This window comes from Vibrio sp. St2 (genome assembly GCF_947311885.1).
Taxonomy (GTDB): Bacteria; Pseudomonadota; Gammaproteobacteria; order Enterobacterales; family Vibrionaceae; genus Vibrio; species Vibrio coralliilyticus.
The window spans coordinates 168122-185623 of record NZ_CAMZNA010000002.1; the positions used below are offsets into that span (position 1 = coordinate 168122).

The following is a 17502-nucleotide window of genomic DNA, read 5'->3' on the forward strand; positions in this document are numbered from 1 at the left end:
GCGGTTTTTTTTACTTTTTGAAATCGTAATATAACCAATCTCTCAACATACTTTCACGCTCCTCCGAAAGCGAAAGATCCTCAGCTTTCACGTAACTCAGTAATTCAGGTTTTGCTTTAATCCAATTATTGAGTTTGGAAGATTTGTGTTTTATCTGTTTATCTTTTGATGACTTAACATTCTCATCGTAGTTGTCAGTAGTGCCCGCAGTATATGCTCGCACATTGTTAAACTCTTGCTTGTCCATTTCATACCATTGTTCTTTGAAATGAATTTTTCGCGAATTTAATAGTGTTGGTGCTGTCGTGCTAACTCCAACTACAGGCACTTTTTGGGATGATGCACTTAAACCCAATCCGTCTTTACCTTCAATATCAACCCAAATGTATGATTGCTCACCACTACGTGAAACAAACGGACGCATGCCAGGGGTTTTCTTGCTCGTTACATTCAGGTATTCCAAAGATACTTCCATTACGTATAAATCCGTATCTATTGGCTTAGGTTTCCAGTCAGTAATACTGCTTTCTTTTATGGCAAGATCCTTGATAAGACTCGCTGCATGTTTTTCTACATGCTGCGACAGTACAAACAAGTTGTCTGGCACAGGCTTACTAACAAAACCATTTCGCCCTTTGCCAGAATCAATAGTCAGTGTACCCAGTGGATGTAAGCTACCAGTTAGTGAAAGCTTGTAATCCCCTTTGATATCATTCGCTCTTAACCATGTGTCGACTAAGATAGTTTCTGTATCGAACCCTCCATTTTTAAGAAGCGTTTGCGCGTTCTCTACGGACTTGGTGCTTACCACTATCAAAATCTTCGTAGCTTGCGTTGAAATATCATTTAATGGTTGTGCTTTTGTCCATCCCAACTCTTCCATTTTATCTGTATGCTTATCGCCTGGAATGAGTGATTTCACATTTATATCGTTGACGTAAAGGCTCACTTTAGTGTCTGAAAATAGCTCTGGGTATTGGCGCTTTTTCTGGTTAGTCCTTGCTAAGAATGTTTTCTCATATAGGAACTCGTGCTCTTTGGACATAGCAAGGTTAAATATTGATGAATTATCTGTAGCGACCTCAAATTTCTTACCTTGGCTATTGGTAAAATGCAGACGTCTTGTAAACGTCAAATTCTTTTCTGTACTTGTGTTGTTGGGTACACCCACTTCCAGCACATATCGCATAATGTAAGAAGACAGCTCTTGTTTTTCAGCCGAACCAAACACTGACTCCCAATCCTTACTGCCATAATCGTCAGCTATAGGCTTAATACCATTGATGACATTTATTCCCAAGTAATAAGTCGGCGTAATACAAACGCCAAACAACGGGGTGTTATTGGCTAATAAGCCTTGCTCAGACAAATGATTCCGCTCTAGGTCCGTAAACAACTCAGGGGACAATTCACGAACATATTCTGTTGTATACGCTCCAACATCATCAATAAACCTGTTCTGTTTAACTGGTCTAACTCCTATTGGAACCAGACCTAGAGTGCCATCCTCTTTAAATTTTGCCAGATTCTTATCCTTCATGTTCAGAACCACGAGAACTCTGACTGGATCTAATGGAGAAATTTTTTCGCCTGCATTTACGAGAAACTCAATCGGCTTCCACACCCCATCTCTTTGTATAGATATACAGTGCGCCGCATAAATATCATCACCTAACTTGCTAAGATCTGGTGTTTTCAAAAGTTTTTTAATTTGACTTAACGATGGATCTGCCAGCGTATGAATCGGGCAATACTTTTGGTAAGTCTGAGCTTGCTCAAGTGCGATTTCACCTTCGTTAGATTGCTTTATTTTGTAGACAAAATAGCTTGTAGCCGCAACGTAACTTTTTACGCTTTCAGCTGCACTACTATAGTTACCCTTTGTTTCCAACCACGCCTCATCTAAATGAAATGAAGGTACCCAGCTGCCGCCAAGATCCCAATCATCACTGAGAATATAGGTTTGAATATAACCTTTGATATCCAGATCTTGACTACTTCCATAGATATGGGCATGAGCTGCATTTCTTGGATCGCTACTAGCAATACCCTTACTAGAGCCTTTAGGGCCTGATGCTTCCAACAAAAGTAAGCGTAACAAACCATTAAGAGCAATAGCGCGCTTAATATACGCCTTACCTAATACACTCAACTCGTTAAACGCCAAATCATCTTTATGCAATAATGCTTGACTGATCACATCTAACTCAGAATAACGTCGTTGAGCTTCCTTGTATTTAGCTAACTCCTTTTCAAGAATCTTTTCTGCACCACCCAATGCCGAAACTATCATGTCTCCTGACCAATAAATACCGTATGCCAGAGCTGCGGACGGCCCAAGAACGGGGGCGGCAAAACCAAGAGCTATATCAAATGCTTGACCAGCAAAGTTCCACAATTCATCTTGTATCTTCATTTCTGCAGATACCGAGACCTGTCGATTTTTCTCCAGAGCTAACAACCAACTACGACAAGCAGGATAGTCAAATGCAGAATTCAGGAAAAAGCGCATTTCTGCTCGCCTGCTTGCCTCACGCTTGTTCTTGTCGTTATTGGGGGCAACACCTTTGCCAACGACAAGTAAACGATGTTGCCATTTTACCGCATCACTGCCTAAGTAGCTTAAAATAGAGGATTTAAGTGCTGAGGCACGCTTTTCAGAAAGAACTAAGTTGTATTCCAAAGTTCCGATATCACAAGTAAAGCCATCTATCTTTAGCACCATTTCAGACGTTGTGTTTCGCAGATAATCGGCAACCTTGCTCACTAATTTAGTGTCCGATACAGATAAACTATCTTCTGCACTGTCGAACTCAAAAAGTAAAGTTAAGTAGCTCGCCTCACCAGGCTTCGCTGCTTGCTTTGAGGCGATTGGCTTGCCATTGAGTAGGACTTTATCTTGGCTATTACTGTCAGAAAACGCGTTCAAAAGTGCCTTTTTGTGCTCCTCTTCAGTATCCAGCAAAGCTTTCTTTTCGGCTTCTTCACTCAAAGCAATAGTTGAAACTACAGACTGTGTATTCTGACTATACTCGATAGATTTTCCAATATAGGCCTCAAACGCCTTTTCAGCATCTTTCTTACCGGTATAGATATTTAGGCCTGATGAGACGAGCTGAGCATAACCAAATGGTTTATCTAGCCCAAACTCAATGGCTTTAGCCAAAGGTTTTAATGGTGTCAGTATCCTGTCATCTACCTTATGCCAAAAATGCCTCAAAGCCGGAGGAATCGTAAACACTGTAGGTAAATTAGCACCTACACCCGCGCTCCAGTTCAATGCGTTTGCAAGGCCAGTAACAGGTGTAAGAGAACCTTGTGCAGGTGGACTCAGTGTTTGCGCAAAATCTAAAAAACTCTTAGCTTTTGCATCTATACCAACGGCCAACTTTACTGTTTCCAACAGCTCACCAGCTTGAACTTGATTCAAACCTGCACTAAACGCCTTGTGAACCGTAGTTATACTAAATGGATCCATTAGACCTGACGCCGACGCCTCAATGAGCCCCTTATAAGTGCCAAGTGTATTAAGAATATTAAGTGACGGTTGAGAGGCTGACGCTACCTTATTATCACTGGTATGTGGTTGATTTTTGCTCCAATCTACCCACTCTCTAAAAGTGCTCGGCGCATGCTGGAAGAGAGCTTCTTCTACAGAGATTGGGTCGCCCGATACCAATACACTACGTCCAGCAATCGAATGTATCGGGAGATGTAATACTTGTTCTGAAATGGAGTATTGGTTGTCAGGAATATTTAGTTTGCTAATGGAATTTAACGCGTTGCTAGCCGACTTCTGATCGTCTCCCCAATAATCTTCGATACTATCTAAATTAATATCAAAACGTAGAAGTTGCTTAATTTGTTCATCGTTATCTAAGTAACCACCAGTAATCCAAAAAGTAGCTACATATTGCGTCACCTCTTCAGCTTCATCAGTATCTTCGTTTTGATTTGCAATATCATAGTACGTTACTGACCGAACTCTGCTGACAATTCTTTTTTTTCCATCAGCAACGTCACCTTTGATAACTAAATTGTCCGGAAGCCCTGATAAAGTAACTTCTGCACCTTCAAAGTAATCCGCAGAAAAGAAAAGATTTATCGTCCATATCTGAGGTATACGCAAGCAATAGAAATCATGTGAGTAGTTTCCACTGTACAAATGATTGTACAAACGCTTATAAGCCCCCTCTATCAGTCCTAATTCCTTCTCAGAGTTTTCAGCTGTTTTCACGAAGAACTCAGCTTTTTCAGGAGACATAAACGATCGCTCATTTTGTGAGAGATCCAATTCCTGGCTAAATACATTAGATCTTACTCTCGTTGCTTGTAGCTTTGTCTTGCTTGTGTCGGCTATATCTTTTGCAATTTTGCATAATTCTTCAGCCCAAGAAGTACTATCAGATATTACAGCAGCAGGAAGAAGATAGGGAGGAATAAACACAGCCTTCATAGAAGAAGAAGTGTTAGTCACCTGCAACGGAGAAGCAGCTAGATTAGTATCAGTCAAGTTCTCTAGTGAATGAATCTGACTGTTCCATCCTTGTAGGCGCCCGGCAGAGTCACTAAAATAGAGTGGAGCCTTATTCTGACTAGCACTTTCATCATTAACATTACCGACAGTTTGTTCAGGTAAACTAATAACATAACCGGGTAATGGAAAAAGACCATTGCCATCAACCGTTTCGCCATCCGGACCGACTAGCTGACCCATTAGATACAGAGATTTCTGTTCGATCTTAGTTTTAGCCATTCTTTCGTTCCTCCAAAACTAATTTTGCTTTATCTATATCTCTGTAGTTAGGCAACGGGAACAACGAATCACTCCATATGTTTGTGTCTTTATTCTCGATAACATAGCGGCTAAAGCCAAAGCCAAAGCCAGACATCTCGACTCGATTTCCATCCTTCAAACCACGAAACGTATAGAACATTTGTCGTGTAGGGCTACTTTCATTCGGCTGATTTAGCACTCGTGAGATATTTCTCTGTTTTTCGGAAGTGAACCACATATCACCGCCGTTAAGGGCTAACATGAAGCCTCGCGTATGGTATTGAGCAACTTTCTGTGAAGGTTTACCTGACTTATACACACCTCCACCATGACCTAAACAATAGAAGCCATCAGCAAACTTACTCCCCCTAACATTGCAGTTCCCATTACGTGGTGTGTAATCACCACGATCTATCACCTTAAGAGTATTTGCATCAACTACTAGAGTATTTCCACATTTGTTCAGTTTATCGCCAAAAGACTCTTGGTACTCTTTCAAATCGCTTTCGTCAGCACAATATAGCCAACCACCTCCATCTTCATTTTCAAGGTGCAAGAAAACATCATCATGGTTTTGGTCCATATAAGCTTTGCTAAAGGTTAATACTACATTAGCCAAAGGACCATTCACGTCAGTAAACTGAGTAATTTCTTTACTTGGTAGCATTACCTTAGTTAACTCATTTTTGCGTTTTACAACCACTTGAGAACTATCCATGCTCCACATAACATCATGTACCGATGTAGAAACCTCACCCAATTTTGTAGCTTCTCCATCCTCTAAGTCATATAACACAGTACCTGTTTGTTGAGGTACAATAAGATAACGGCCATTAGGTGAACGGGACATGTATATTCCATAGTCGACAGTGCCATATTGAGGAGGTGGCGGTAAAACACCTTCAGAGATAAGTAGCTGAAGGTTAGTTCCGTCAATATTTAAAGCCCAATAGCTAACCTTTGATTCATCTTCTGGGTTAGCGACCGTAAACAAAACCTGGGGTAGTGTTACATTCTCTATATTCCAGTCTGCCACCTTCGGGTTATCTGGAATATCAAAATCGTAACGGTAACGCCAATGTACCCCGCCACCAAATCGAGTTTTGTTACGGGATTCTAATTGGTCGGCCAGCATTTCTATCCGAGCTTTTTCTTCAAAATAAGGCTTAGTGGTGAAGTAACTTACTCCGGCTACAATAGCTGTCGCTAAACCTACTCCAAGTAGTAATTTCTTGTTCATTTTTGTTCCACTTTTAATTGAGTTACAGCGACCAATCCAACATCAACGATTCAAAACGCTGCTTTTCCTCATTGCTAGCCATCTTAGGCTGGTCATTGACGTGCTTTGCAGGCTCCGGCTCTTTAAAGCCTTCCGGTTCAGCAAACAAATCTTGATAAACCACTTGATCAAACAAGATATGCCGACTGTCTTGGTCTTGGTCGCATACAAGCGATATTGTAAAAATGCCTTCTGGAGGTAAGCCGCTTAAAAGAGCTTGCTGCCAATCATGATCTTCCCCATGAAACAATTCCAAATCGAAAACATCTTTATATTCACTGTTGTGATCCACGATGTAGAGAGAGTTAAGCGCAGTAATGCCTGATGTCCCTACGTCAACTCTGAACAATAAGCCGTTGTTCTTACCATCAACATACGCAATAACAGTATTACTCTGATCGTAACTACGAACCAAGACTTGTTGGTCGCTCAACCATGGCATATCGTCTTCATTAATGGCATGAACTTTCGCACTCGCGACGTCTGAAGTAAATTCCTGCGTAGAGAATGCTTGTTCAGAACTGTAATGACTAAGCTCATCGAGTGGCGTGCTCGATTTTTCTAGTAATGCAGTATCGGATTCTAATGACTCTATCTGGTTGAATCGCTTTTGTTTTGGAGAAAATATGACTTTAAGTCCATTTTCTCCCTCTTGAACCTCACCAAGGACTTTGTAAGGAACCCAAAACTGAGGCATTGCAACCCCTTCCGCTTCACGTTGAATAGCTTTAGGTTGCTCTTTCGTTTGTTCTTCTTGATAGAGGCTGCGGTAATACTCGACATCTACATCCTGATAGTAGCCTTTGTCTGTAATTGCCATTTCACGCCACAACTTACCTTTCCAGAATACGTAAAGATAACCACCACGTAACTCTGAAGCCTTATCTTTACTTTTACTACCATCTAGATAGGCTAGTGGTCGAACTGGCACCAACACATTATCCCACTCGTCCATTTCGTCGCTGGAATCCACTGGCTCGACATTTTCTGCAAGCAGAAGTTTAAGAGGCGTTGCCGAACCACTTAGGGGGATTGCTAGGTAAAGGTTTCTTGGCTCTTCTTCTAAACTTTTAAATACCGAGACACTGCGGTGATTTTTGCTGGAGTCTTTGCGTGGTTTAGCGATTTTTTCTTTTTGAGTGCCAGTCTCCGACAACATGAGGTAGGCAGCGTTGTTCGGCCACTGGCCCGCAAACTCGACCACAATTTTTTTATCCGGAGAAGGTTCTACGGGAGTGAAACTAAGGTTGCGTGCCAAAGGTACATCGTCAGTGACTGTATCATAGTTCGCTTTGACGACTTTTTTTGGTTGCTCGGAGGCAAACTCATCGACGCGCATTTTTAACGCAGGGTAAGCCTGAAGCTGTGCATCTGAAAGCGGGGTTCGACGTGCAAAAGAGGATAACGCGACCCACTCTACACGAACAAGGCGCTGTTTGATGTTAGATAGTAGGCTGTGGATGTCTTTTTTAGCCGACTGGGGGATAGTATCAGACAAAGGCTTTGGTAGCTGTCTGAGCACATCCTGAAGATTGCGCGTACGCGAGAGCTGCCCGATGCATTCATCTGGCGACAGTATGTAGTCTAACACGTCCCTAGAAACTGCGTTTCCTGGAACAAATTTGCAAACTAATTGCATTTTAGTTCTCCACAACCATTGATGTCCTTTGATTGCGGTAACAAGTAAACCCCTAAGGGTTTATATAACGATTTGGCGAAAGGCCATTCTACGTATAAATCTAATAATTGCAACCCATACAAAAGACACATTATTTACATAAAGCTCAATTAAATTTCACTACATCTGTTTTTTAAATAAAAAAAAGACGCGATTGATAATCACGTCATTGTATCAAACATTATTTTAAGATACGAAACAGATAGTATGTACCACCTGTGCAGGATAGCACCCTCTGGGTGCTGCGCTACTATACAAAGTCTTTAAGACAATGCAACGTGGCAATATTCAGGTCATATATTTCAATTTAACAGCAATAATCGATTTCGATGATAGTTAAATAAAACGACAAATGAAAAAAAAGAACGTTTCAATATTCATTCTGCTCATTTCTACATCATATTTAATTTAAATTACTTTCTTTTTTTTACGAAAACTTCAAAAACCTTCCCATTTTAGACGTTAGAGCAACCCAAATGATCCTTTCTAGTCACAAAAACAACTAGATAGAAAGCAACAACCATGACTGGCCAACCAAGCGAGACAAAGGCAAGGCTTGACTACTCACATATCCAATACTGACTTCTCATTTTCTGCAAAATGCATTTAACCTTTAACTTAAATTAAGCGGCAGATAGAAAGGCGATACAGTCAAAACAACTACCGCATCTTTCTTAATTACCTTCTCCTCCTTAAATAACCATTGGAATAGGTAATTAAGTCCTGTTATTTTTTATTGTAAATACTATTTATCGAAAAAATTTATCTAGATTTTGTCTGGTAAAACTCTATCATTGAACCAAAATCTCAAATAACTATTAAAATGCATTCAACGTCTATTCCCCAAAAAAGTTATCGAGACTATTTGTCTTTTTGGTATCTAGCCCTTATTCCATTGAGTTTGTGTGCACTAGTTGAAATATCACCCTTTAACGACACATCTACTAGATATTCAAACGAAACAAACATAAACAAAGTTAATAACACCGAAAACAAAAGAAAATTTTCGCCAAAAACACCAATAACAAAAGACAAATTTATTAGCAGTGACGTGGGGTATTCATTCTATGGCACGGCGCTGAGTTTAGGCATTGCCCCAGATACGATTCAAGACCTTGCGTCCCTTTCAGCAGGTAAGTTTGATTTCATCAACTCAGTATCTGGTTCAGGGCAATTTGCATTCAAGCTCAACGAGAAAGATCAGCTGGTTGCATTCTTGTATCGCGATAAGTTACATACGTATTATGTCTATAGTACAAAGGCAGGCACACTATTCAGTACTGACGGAGAGCGCTTCTACAAAGATAAGCTGCTCCTTTCTCCCGTATCGCGTCGCTTCAGAATCAGCTCGCAGTTTAGTCACTCTCGATTACACCCAGTGACTCGCACAATGGCCCCTCACCTTGGAACAGATTACGCCGTGCCGGTTGGTACGCCTGTCGTTAGTATTTCTTCAGGTGAAGTTATTGCCTCTCGATACCACCCGATAGCTGGAAACTACCTTGTTATTCAACACCCAGGCGGATTGAAAACACGCTACCTTCACCTTTCTAAACGTTATGTGAGAAAAGGAGACATTGTCTTACAAGGCGAGACAGTCGGTGCAAGTGGTAATACAGGGCGAACAACAGGCCCACACCTTCATTTTGAACTGTGGAAAAACGGTCGGCCAATTGACTTTGAGAAGAAGCGCGCATTTGCCGAAAAAGTAGCGGTTCAGCTCGTGTCATCTCAATCTCAGGAAGCTCAAAAAGCTTACTTACAGCTAAGTCAGCAGATAAACTAACGACATCTCGGTTAACGTACGTAAGAAAAATTACGTGCGTTAGCTTCTAAGATAGCTAATTAGCAATGTTTGCTGCTGAAAGTTTAAGAGGGAGTTTTTTACAAGAAGAGTTGGAGCGTGCAGCGGGAATCGAACCCGCATCATCAGCTTGGAAGGCTGAGGTAATAGCCATTATACGATGCACGCATCATCGTGAAGACCCATTCAATATGCCACATCAGCCTGAAAAGAAAAGTCTTTTTTTAGTTTTCAGGTTTAAGTGCTGACTTTATGTTCAAACTTATTCATAGTTGACGGCTTTTTGTTCGCTAAGTTCTTCTAGTGTGATTTGTTGAATGACCGCCCTATCTTTTCCGAGTGATTTTGCTTGATACATTAAGTGGTCAGCATCCGACAACGTAATGTTGAATGACGTTAATGGGTAATAAGCGCAGCCTAAGCTGACCGAGATCGCCTTATCTTCAATGACAACGCTCCTCACTGAGTGACAAACCTTATGAGCTATCGTTGTCACCTGGCCTAACGAATGCCCACTGACAACAAGAGCAAATTCTTCACCGCCGATACGGCCAAACAAATGATCTTTCTTAATCACGGTTCTTACCGCATCAGCTACCTGACGAATCACTGTATCCCCAACTTCATGACCAAAGTTGTCGTTAATCACCTTGAAGTCGTCTATATCAAAAATCATAACGGCAATCGATTCTGGCGCTACAAGCCTTTGCTGGAACTCTTCGACAAAATGGCGGCGATTGCTTAGCTCTGTTAAAGGATCGGTCTCAGAGAGGACTCTCAACTCTTGATTCGCTTTCGCCAGCTCCCGAGTTTTCGCGTTAACAGAAAAGCGCAGGATAAAGATGTAAGCAACACCAGCCAGCAAAATCATTAGTATGGCCAACGGCAATAGGTAGTCTGGATAGACAGTATTGATATACATCCAACGACCGAGAATTCTTTGTTTATCTTCATTGCTGATCAGTTTAAGGCCATGAGACAAGTGATTTTGAAGCGCAAGGTTGCCTTCAGAGACCGCAGGCCGCAAGTTTCCTGAGTAGAGGTGTCTTATCCCGATAAACTTATTCAGTCCCTTAGTGGTATGAAGGTAGAAGTTTGCAACTTGCAAGTCAACTACAAATGCGTCGATTTCGCCCGCAAAAGCTGCGTCGATCATACGTTCATTATTACGAAAAGAAATGATATTGAGATTAGGAAAATGGAGACGAGTAAATTCTTCTTCGTAGGCACCCTTCACTACACCAACGAGATGATCATGCTCCCCGCGTAGAAATAGACTCACATCAGAGCCCATCAACCGGCTGCTGATATAGAGTTGCGTATCAATGGACATAATAGGCGCATTGTAGTCTAAGAAGGACTCACGCGTTTCGGACCAAAGCAAGCCTGAGTGCACGTCAGCCCTTCCTGAACGAACAGCCTCTAAAGAGTCGTTCCAATCTAGCAATAAGAATTCAATGTTCTGGTTATTTTTGAGGCCGTATTCATTCCAATAATCCACCAGAATACCCGCAGGTTCTCCCTCTTCGTTGATATAAGAGAAAGGTTTCCATGCCTTAGAGTTAGTGACAATCAGGGTCTGTTTATTGGAAGCACTGGCAAAACTCGTCAAGAAGAGCAACATACACATTGTTGCAAATACACGTAACACAACTAACCTCAAAGAATAAAACGAGCTCAAACAACGGAGGTTGCTTGAGCTCAATTGCTATACACTTTATTGCATTGAGATTATGTATAGAATACCTGTCTCACATCTGCTTATTTTATAAAATTATATTTGAAGCAGATCTCATATATTTAGTTTTCTATCATTAAATCAGTGTTAAGCATGCTTACTCTGTTCGGAAATGCCTCATCTCTTCGTTCAATTCTTCAACCTGATGGCGCACCTGCTCAGAGATCTGTGATGACGAACTAGAGATATCAGCAACCTCCTCTACTCGGCTAGTGACATCAGACATTAAACTGTGTATTTCCTGAGTTGCCAGAGATTGGCTCTCTGCAGAGTGAAGTAGATCTTTCATTTGAGAATCTAGGCTCTCGATTTGATCTGTTGTGGCGCTTAGTGTTCCGTGCGCCTGCTTGGTATGTGTAGCTCCTTCTTCTGCTAACACTTTACTCTTGTCGATTTCAGATACCACAGCTGCCGTCGAAGATTGTATCGCATTCACAATATTGTTGATCTCTGTAGTGGATTCAGTAGTTCTTGTCGCAAGTAGGCGTACTTCATCAGCCACCACAGCAAAGCCTCGACCATATTCTCCTGCCCTTGCCGCTTCAATCGCTGCATTGAGTGCAAGCAAGTTAGTTTGTTCGGCTAAACCTTCGATCACTTCCGTAACACGGCCTATCGCTTCACTCTCTTTACTCAGCTCAGTAACCTGCTGGCTCGCACTTTCAATCGTGTTGTGTAGAGAGGTCACGGTCTGCATGTTCTGCTCAAGAGCTTGAGAACCGATTTCGATTTGGCTCTTTGATTCAGCAAGATTGCTAGCAGACAATTTCGCTTGGTTAGCGGTTTCATCGGCAGACAAGCTAACCTCAGAAAGCTGTTGACCGACAAGTGTCATCGTCGACATTTGACTATCGACTTTATTCGATGTGTTGTTATTTGCATCGAGAAGTGACGTCATACTGTCCCCAACAGTACGTGCTTTCGAACTAACGCCACGCACAATATCTAACAGCGCGACATTCATCTTGTTGATTGAGTTAGTCAGGCTAGCTAGCTCGTCACTACCTTCTACGCTGAGCGCTGGTTGAGACACATCGCCTGCAGCAATCAATTGGGCACGTTTTGACACCACTTTTATGCGTCGGCCAATGTTCCTACCCATATAAGTTGAGATGGTTAAGGACGCTAATAGGAAAATAATTGAGGAGACAACAAGCAAAGATACGACACTGCTTAACGAGCTAAAGATTCCCTGACCACTGATGTCAGCTTGTTGCTGCTGTTTGCGGATCAGGTTTTCCAAACTGGTATTGAGCGTATCTACCGCAGGTATCAGCTCCTTAGCCATTTTCTCGTTTACCAGATTCCAACTACTCGCTGTTCTTAGTGCAACGACCTGATCAGCAAGCGGAAAATAAAGCTGCTGCATTTCTTTAAATAGATCCCACAAGCCTTGATCGCTATCGCTCATCAGGCTGACTTTAGAGTCGATCTCAGCAACGTACTTGCCGTGGGATTTTAGAAAGTCCTGATACTTACTGAGGTGCTCCTCTTTACCATATAGAAGAAAGTCACGCATTGAAGAGAGTGCATTAGCAAGAGAGGTGTAACTGTCTGCATATAGGCGGAATAAGCGCTTTCTCTCGCCCCCCTCTTTATTACCCGCTTCGTCATTGATGAGGCCTTGGAGCTGATCCAATGCCACCTCTGCAATTGGGGCGGCTTCATTGATAAATAAGGAGTGGGCCGGAAGGTTCTCATCTGAATGACTGGTTTCAGAGATTTCGTTAACCAACCCTTTGACGGATTCCCATTGACCTAGGACTTGTTGGTAAGAAGATTCATCCAATAGGGTTTCTAATTTGGGTAACGCTTCATCGGTCGAAGTGATAACGCTATTCAACTGCTCCAACTGCGTGGCGCCAATGGCTTCATCACCACCTAAAAGCATATAAGCTCTGAGGGTAGAAACGGTCGCCTGGAGCGACTGTTGTAATGAACGGCCCGTATCTACAGTTGGCAGATCGGACTCTAATAGAGATTTTGTATGCTCTTCTACAGTATTGACACTGCGGAATATAAATAGAGCGGCAACGATAAAAAGTACTGCAAGCGACAGAAAACTCAGCTGTAACTTCCCTGATATCGTGAGTTTCATCCTAATAACTCCTGTTTAAATAACCTCCTAACTATAGCGTTTTGCTTATTATTGTTAAATATAAGTTAACTACTTTTATAAACTTTTGATTGATAGCTCAGTTAAACAGCCCCCGATAACTTAGGGGCAACGCTCACTTCTGCTAAGCTGTTTTAGATATTTGCCGACGCAATGTAATCCGTCAGCTCTTGATTCGATACCGTGGTGATGTATTGGTCATCCAAGTAGAAAGCCACATCATTTTGCTCTTTCTTACCACTTAAAACCTGTTTAGTGCCATCAAGATAGGTTATTTCCATTTGTAGCGTCGTTTCGTCAAGCTGTTCCATAGTTGCACTTTCAATCTCGGTGTTGTTGCTCAATGGTACATCTTTTAGAGAGCTGTCTAGCTTGTCGTTGACCTTGATGTAGTTCTTTGTTGGCGTATCAACAACAGCTGGAGACTTACCTGTAATTGGGTTTGTCCCCGTCCAAAACTCAACTGCATTGAAGATAAACAAGTCCGCAATACCAGCAATACCGTAGACAGGAGACAGTAAGACAAACATACCTTCGCGGGCATAACGGTTATCGACTGTCTCTAGGTTGAACTTCGTCACCATTCCTGTAGTCGCCATCTGCCCCATACAACCAGTTAAAGAGGTCAGGCCAAGGCCAGCAATTATTGCCAGTTTTAATGTATTTTTTCTCATTTTTTCCACCACTCAAATTAAGACGACGCGCATGCTACTCCCGCTATATACCCTTGCCTAGAGTCAAAATTTTGAATTGACGAAATACTGACTAAGTCATTTTTTAAGCAAAGCCTAATAATGCATTAAATTGAGCAGAATCCTCGGTTTACGGCATCAGTATTTTCCGGCTTTGCAGCGTGTCAATATCAGACTTTGCTTATTTTCTTAAACCCCAAAACAAGACACATAAAAACAACAATAAAAACATCAAATTAACAAACACAATTAATTTTAAAATACCCCTAAAAAGAGATTCCAATCACATATAGATTGGTTATAATTCGCGCCCATTACGCTTTGTGTTGATAAACGCAAACTTAATTTGAAGAAATAGACTGTTAACCAGACCTCTTTTATCAGAGGTGAACTTGAGAAGAAAAATGAGCAAGATTGATAAAGCTACACGTATCCTGCTGGCGGGATTCTGTATCAACCTTTGTCTTGGCATCCTGTATGCTTGGAGCGTGTTTAACAAAGCACTTGTGACTGAATCTGGCTGGAGTGCAGCAGAAGCTTCTTCACCATACGCAATCGCAACAATCACCTTCTCTGTTTGTCTTCTTGTTGCTGGTATCCTTCAGGATCGTATGGGCCCACGTAAAATTCTGATTCTGGGCACAATGCTGACTGGCTTAGGTATGATTGCCTCAGGTTTCGCAACCACTCCACTAATGCTGAACATTACATTTGGTGTGATTACAGGTGCCGGCATCGGTTTTGGATATGCTTGTCTTTCTCCTTCTGCAATGAAGTGGTTCCATTCTTCCAAGAAAGGCATGGTCAACGGTCTTATTGCAGCTGGTTTTGGTCTAGCCGCTATTTACCTTGCACCAGTGACTTCCGCTCTGATTGACAGCATGGGTATTCAAACCAGCTTTATGGTTCTTGGTGCTGGCGTATTGGCCATTGCCGTGCCTCTTGCAGCAACTATTAACAACCCACCAGCGGGTTACACTCCTGCTGAACCAGCAGTAAAAGCAGGTCAAGCACCGAAAGCCGCTAAGAAAACAGAAGATCTGACGTGGAAATCAATGCTTAAAACGCCTCAGTTCTACTCACTATGGATCATGTACGCATTCGCTGCGTCGGTTGGCCTTATGATCATTGGCAACATCACTACAATTGCCAGCGTTCAGGCTAATCTACCTAATGCTGTTTACCTAGCGTCTATCCTAGCGATATTCAACTCTGGTGGTCGTGTGGCTGCAGGTATGCTAGCTGATAAGATTGGCGGCGTACGTACACTGCTATTAGCCTTTGTCCTGCAAGGCATCAACATGGTTCTGTTCGCTACGTTTAAAACCGAATTTACACTGATAATCGGTACGGCTATCGCAGCTATCGGTTACGGTACTTTGCTTGCTGTGTTCCCAACCCTAACCGCAGAGTTCTACGGCTTGAAGAACTACGGCACTAACTATGGCGTTCTCTATACGTCATGGGGTATTGGTGGCGCAATTGGTGCTGCAGTTGTTGGATTCTCAATGACAAACGGTGAAGGCTACAGTCTCGCTTACACTATTTCAGCCGTAATGATGGCGGTGTGTATCGTTCTTGCCTTCATTACCAAACCAATTAGCGAAGCAAAAGTGGCTCAGCTTAAAAACGCTTAACGCTTTGAAAACCTCTTCGAAAGGCTTAACCTTGTGGTTAGGCCTTTTTTGTATCTATTAACCATGTCTGAACCTGTCGTCTTACCCTCAGATTACTACCTGAGCAACTTCTTGAAACTGACACGTCATGCTCAAGAAATGTATCCAGATCTGTTGTCTGAATTGGAGCACAAGTGGCTGCAACATTTCTCTCAGTTATCTACTCCGGCAAAGTGCTTGTTAGTGAGATTGCTTTCTCGCAAAGGGGAATGGTTTCGAAGCGATAAGCTGAACTATGAAGAGATCCCTGAAAAAGATGTCGCATTAGATGAGCTCAATGCGCTGAGCTTCATCTCGCTCAACCCTGAAATCTCCAACCCAGATTTAGCCGCCAAGCTTCTGACAAAACCGGAAATGGTTAACCTCTTTAGAGTAACCAACAAACAGGCGAAAAAGGACACAATTGTAAGTCAGCTAGAAGAGAGCCCATTCTCACAATACGGCACTTTGCCCTTCACCATCGTTAAGCTTGAATCACCGCAAGTGATCGATGTTTTGCTGACACTCTTCTTTGCTAATACTCATCAGGATTTAAGCCAGTTTGTATTAGACGATCTTGGCTTGCATCAATTTGAGAACTATCAACTCAGCGAACAATGCCGTTTCTTTTCTTCACGTGATGAGCTAGATCAACTGCTTTCATTATCATTATTGCAGCAAAGTTATCATGACGCTGATCGAAAATGCGTAAATACAATACTCCTCCACCTTGAACAACTTACCCATCCTATTGACCACAACTACATACAGCGTAAACGCCAACATCTGATCAATGACATGGCGCGTGACTTAGAAAGATTGCAAGAGTTCGAACTCTCGACTTTCTGGTTCGAACAAACAGTATTACCACCTTCACGAGAACGCCGAGCTCGCATGTATGACAAACAAAGCGATATAAATGCCATGAGTGACATTGTCACTTCAATATTAAGTTCCCCATATGATACGTCAGAACAAGAAGTGGGTGTGAAATTGCAACAACGCTTGGATCGTCTCAAAGGTATAAAAGTCCCGAGAGTAAAGAAACCTAATATAGAGGAACACCACCTTACACTTGATTTGCAACAGCAACGCGTCGAGTTGGTGGTCAAAGATTATTTTGAGCAACAAGGTTATGACGTCTATTACTCAGAAAATATTCTGCTAAATGGATTGTTTGGCTTAGCATTTTGGGAAGTCATTTTCAGCCCTGTAGAAGGCGCTTTTATCAACCGATATCAATATCGCCCTTTGGATCTTTATCATCACGACTTTGCTTCCAAACGTCAGTCAATGATAGATGATGTTTTCACTCGACTAGAAGAAAACGGTAGCCATTATCTGAAGCAAATTTATCTGGAAAAAGTAGGGCTCAGTAATCCATTTGTTGTCTGGAATGCTTTCACTCCAGAACTTTTGGACAAGGCGATCCACAGTATCTCTTCTGAGTTACTGTGCCAGTTGTTTAAGGTCATGTTACAAGACCTCAAATTATTCCGTAGTGGTATGCCTGATCTGGTTCTCTTTAAAGACGACCTCTTCGAATGGGTTGAAGTTAAAGGCCCCGGAGATCGTTTGCAGGATAACCAATGGCGCTGGTTCTATGAGTTCATCAAACTGAAAGTGCCGTTTTCGGTTTGCTATGTAGCCAACTCATAACTAAATACGATTGATAATGCCCAAACCAATAAGCTCACCCATTTATTGGCATTGAAAGTTCAACCTCTTTTATTGATAATAACAATTATTATCAATAAAAGAGG

General features: G+C 42.0%; 9 protein-coding genes and 1 tRNA gene. 3 read left to right on the forward strand and 7 right to left on the reverse strand.

Features of this window, described 5'->3' with window-relative positions; all coding sequences use genetic code 11:
• Positions 1–10: 10 nt before the first annotated feature.
• Genes QMA41_RS07325 through QMA41_RS07335 form a run of 3 tightly spaced genes read right to left on the reverse strand, consistent with a single transcriptional unit; the run spans position 11 to position 7695 of the window.
• Complete coding sequence (locus QMA41_RS07325) at positions 11–4756, reverse strand: OmpA family protein (protein ID WP_281629253.1); 4746 nt, start codon at positions 4754–4756, stop codon at positions 11–13.
• The gene (locus QMA41_RS07330; RefSeq protein ID WP_281629254.1) at positions 4749–6017 is read right to left on the reverse strand and encodes a hypothetical protein; all 1269 of its coding nucleotides are present in this window, start codon (positions 6015–6017) and stop codon (positions 4749–4751) included. Before QMA41_RS07330 ends, QMA41_RS07325 begins: the two co-directional genes overlap by 8 nt.
• Positions 6018–6039: 22 nt before the next feature.
• Complete coding sequence (locus QMA41_RS07335) at positions 6040–7695, reverse strand: hypothetical protein (RefSeq protein WP_281629255.1); 1656 nt, start codon at positions 7693–7695, stop codon at positions 6040–6042.
• A gap of 1090 nt (positions 7696–8785) precedes the next feature.
• Between QMA41_RS07335 and QMA41_RS07340 the strand changes: the two genes are divergently transcribed.
• Positions 8786–9520 (forward strand): peptidoglycan DD-metalloendopeptidase family protein, encoded by a 735-nt coding sequence (locus QMA41_RS07340; protein ID WP_281629256.1) that lies wholly within the window; start codon positions 8786–8788, stop codon positions 9518–9520.
• Between the two features lie 111 nt (positions 9521–9631).
• On the opposite strand, the gene QMA41_RS07345 is transcribed toward QMA41_RS07340, so the two are convergent.
• From QMA41_RS07345 to QMA41_RS07360, 4 genes are all read right to left on the reverse strand, one after another.
• Positions 9632–9706: transfer RNA gene (locus QMA41_RS07345), tRNA-Gly, on the reverse strand.
• Between the two features lie 94 nt (positions 9707–9800).
• Positions 9801–11189 carry a sensor domain-containing diguanylate cyclase gene (locus QMA41_RS07350; RefSeq protein ID WP_348650162.1) on the reverse strand — a complete coding sequence of 463 codons (1389 nt, stop codon included), beginning with the start codon at positions 11187–11189 and terminating at the stop codon, positions 9801–9803.
• Positions 11190–11373: 184 nt separating this feature from the next.
• Positions 11374–13374 (reverse strand): methyl-accepting chemotaxis protein, encoded by a 2001-nt coding sequence (locus tag QMA41_RS07355; RefSeq protein ID WP_281629257.1) that lies wholly within the window; start codon positions 13372–13374, stop codon positions 11374–11376.
• A 152-nt stretch (positions 13375–13526) separates the two neighbouring features.
• Positions 13527–14066, reverse strand: a complete 540-nt coding sequence (locus QMA41_RS07360) for a DUF3332 domain-containing protein (RefSeq protein WP_019277721.1) — start codon at positions 14064–14066, stop codon at positions 13527–13529.
• Positions 14067–14488: 422 nt separating this feature from the next.
• On the opposite strand from QMA41_RS07360, the gene QMA41_RS07365 reads away from it, so the two are divergent.
• Together QMA41_RS07365 and QMA41_RS07370 are read left to right on the forward strand one after the other, a co-directional pair.
• Positions 14489–15721, forward strand: a complete 1233-nt coding sequence (locus QMA41_RS07365; protein ID WP_006961163.1) for an OFA family MFS transporter — start codon at positions 14489–14491, stop codon at positions 15719–15721.
• A 63-nt stretch (positions 15722–15784) separates the two neighbouring features.
• Positions 15785–17398: a VRR-NUC domain-containing protein gene (locus tag QMA41_RS07370; RefSeq protein WP_281629724.1), complete on the forward strand. Its 1614-nt coding sequence runs from the start codon at positions 15785–15787 to the stop codon at positions 17396–17398.
• The last annotated feature ends 104 nt before the right edge of the window (positions 17399–17502 follow it).

Bases quoted from the DNA above. Each gene is read 5' to 3' on its own strand.
- QMA41_RS07335 (WP_281629255.1), bottom strand. From the start codon at position 7,695: ATGCAATTAGTTTGCAAATTTGTTCCAGGAAACGCAGTTTCTAGGGAC.
- QMA41_RS07325 (WP_281629253.1), bottom strand. From the start codon at position 4,756: ATGGCTAAAACTAAGATCGAACAGAAATCTCTGTATCTAATGGGTCAG.
- QMA41_RS07360 (WP_019277721.1), bottom strand. From the start codon at position 14,066: ATGAGAAAAAATACATTAAAACTGGCAATAATTGCTGGCCTTGGCCTG.
- QMA41_RS07370 (WP_281629724.1), top strand. From the start codon at position 15,785: ATGTCTGAACCTGTCGTCTTACCCTCAGATTACTACCTGAGCAACTTC.
- QMA41_RS07330 (WP_281629254.1), bottom strand. From the start codon at position 6,017: ATGAACAAGAAATTACTACTTGGAGTAGGTTTAGCGACAGCTATTGTA.
- QMA41_RS07365 (WP_006961163.1), top strand. From the start codon at position 14,489: ATGAGCAAGATTGATAAAGCTACACGTATCCTGCTGGCGGGATTCTGT.
- QMA41_RS07355 (WP_281629257.1), bottom strand. From the start codon at position 13,374: ATGAAACTCACGATATCAGGGAAGTTACAGCTGAGTTTTCTGTCGCTT.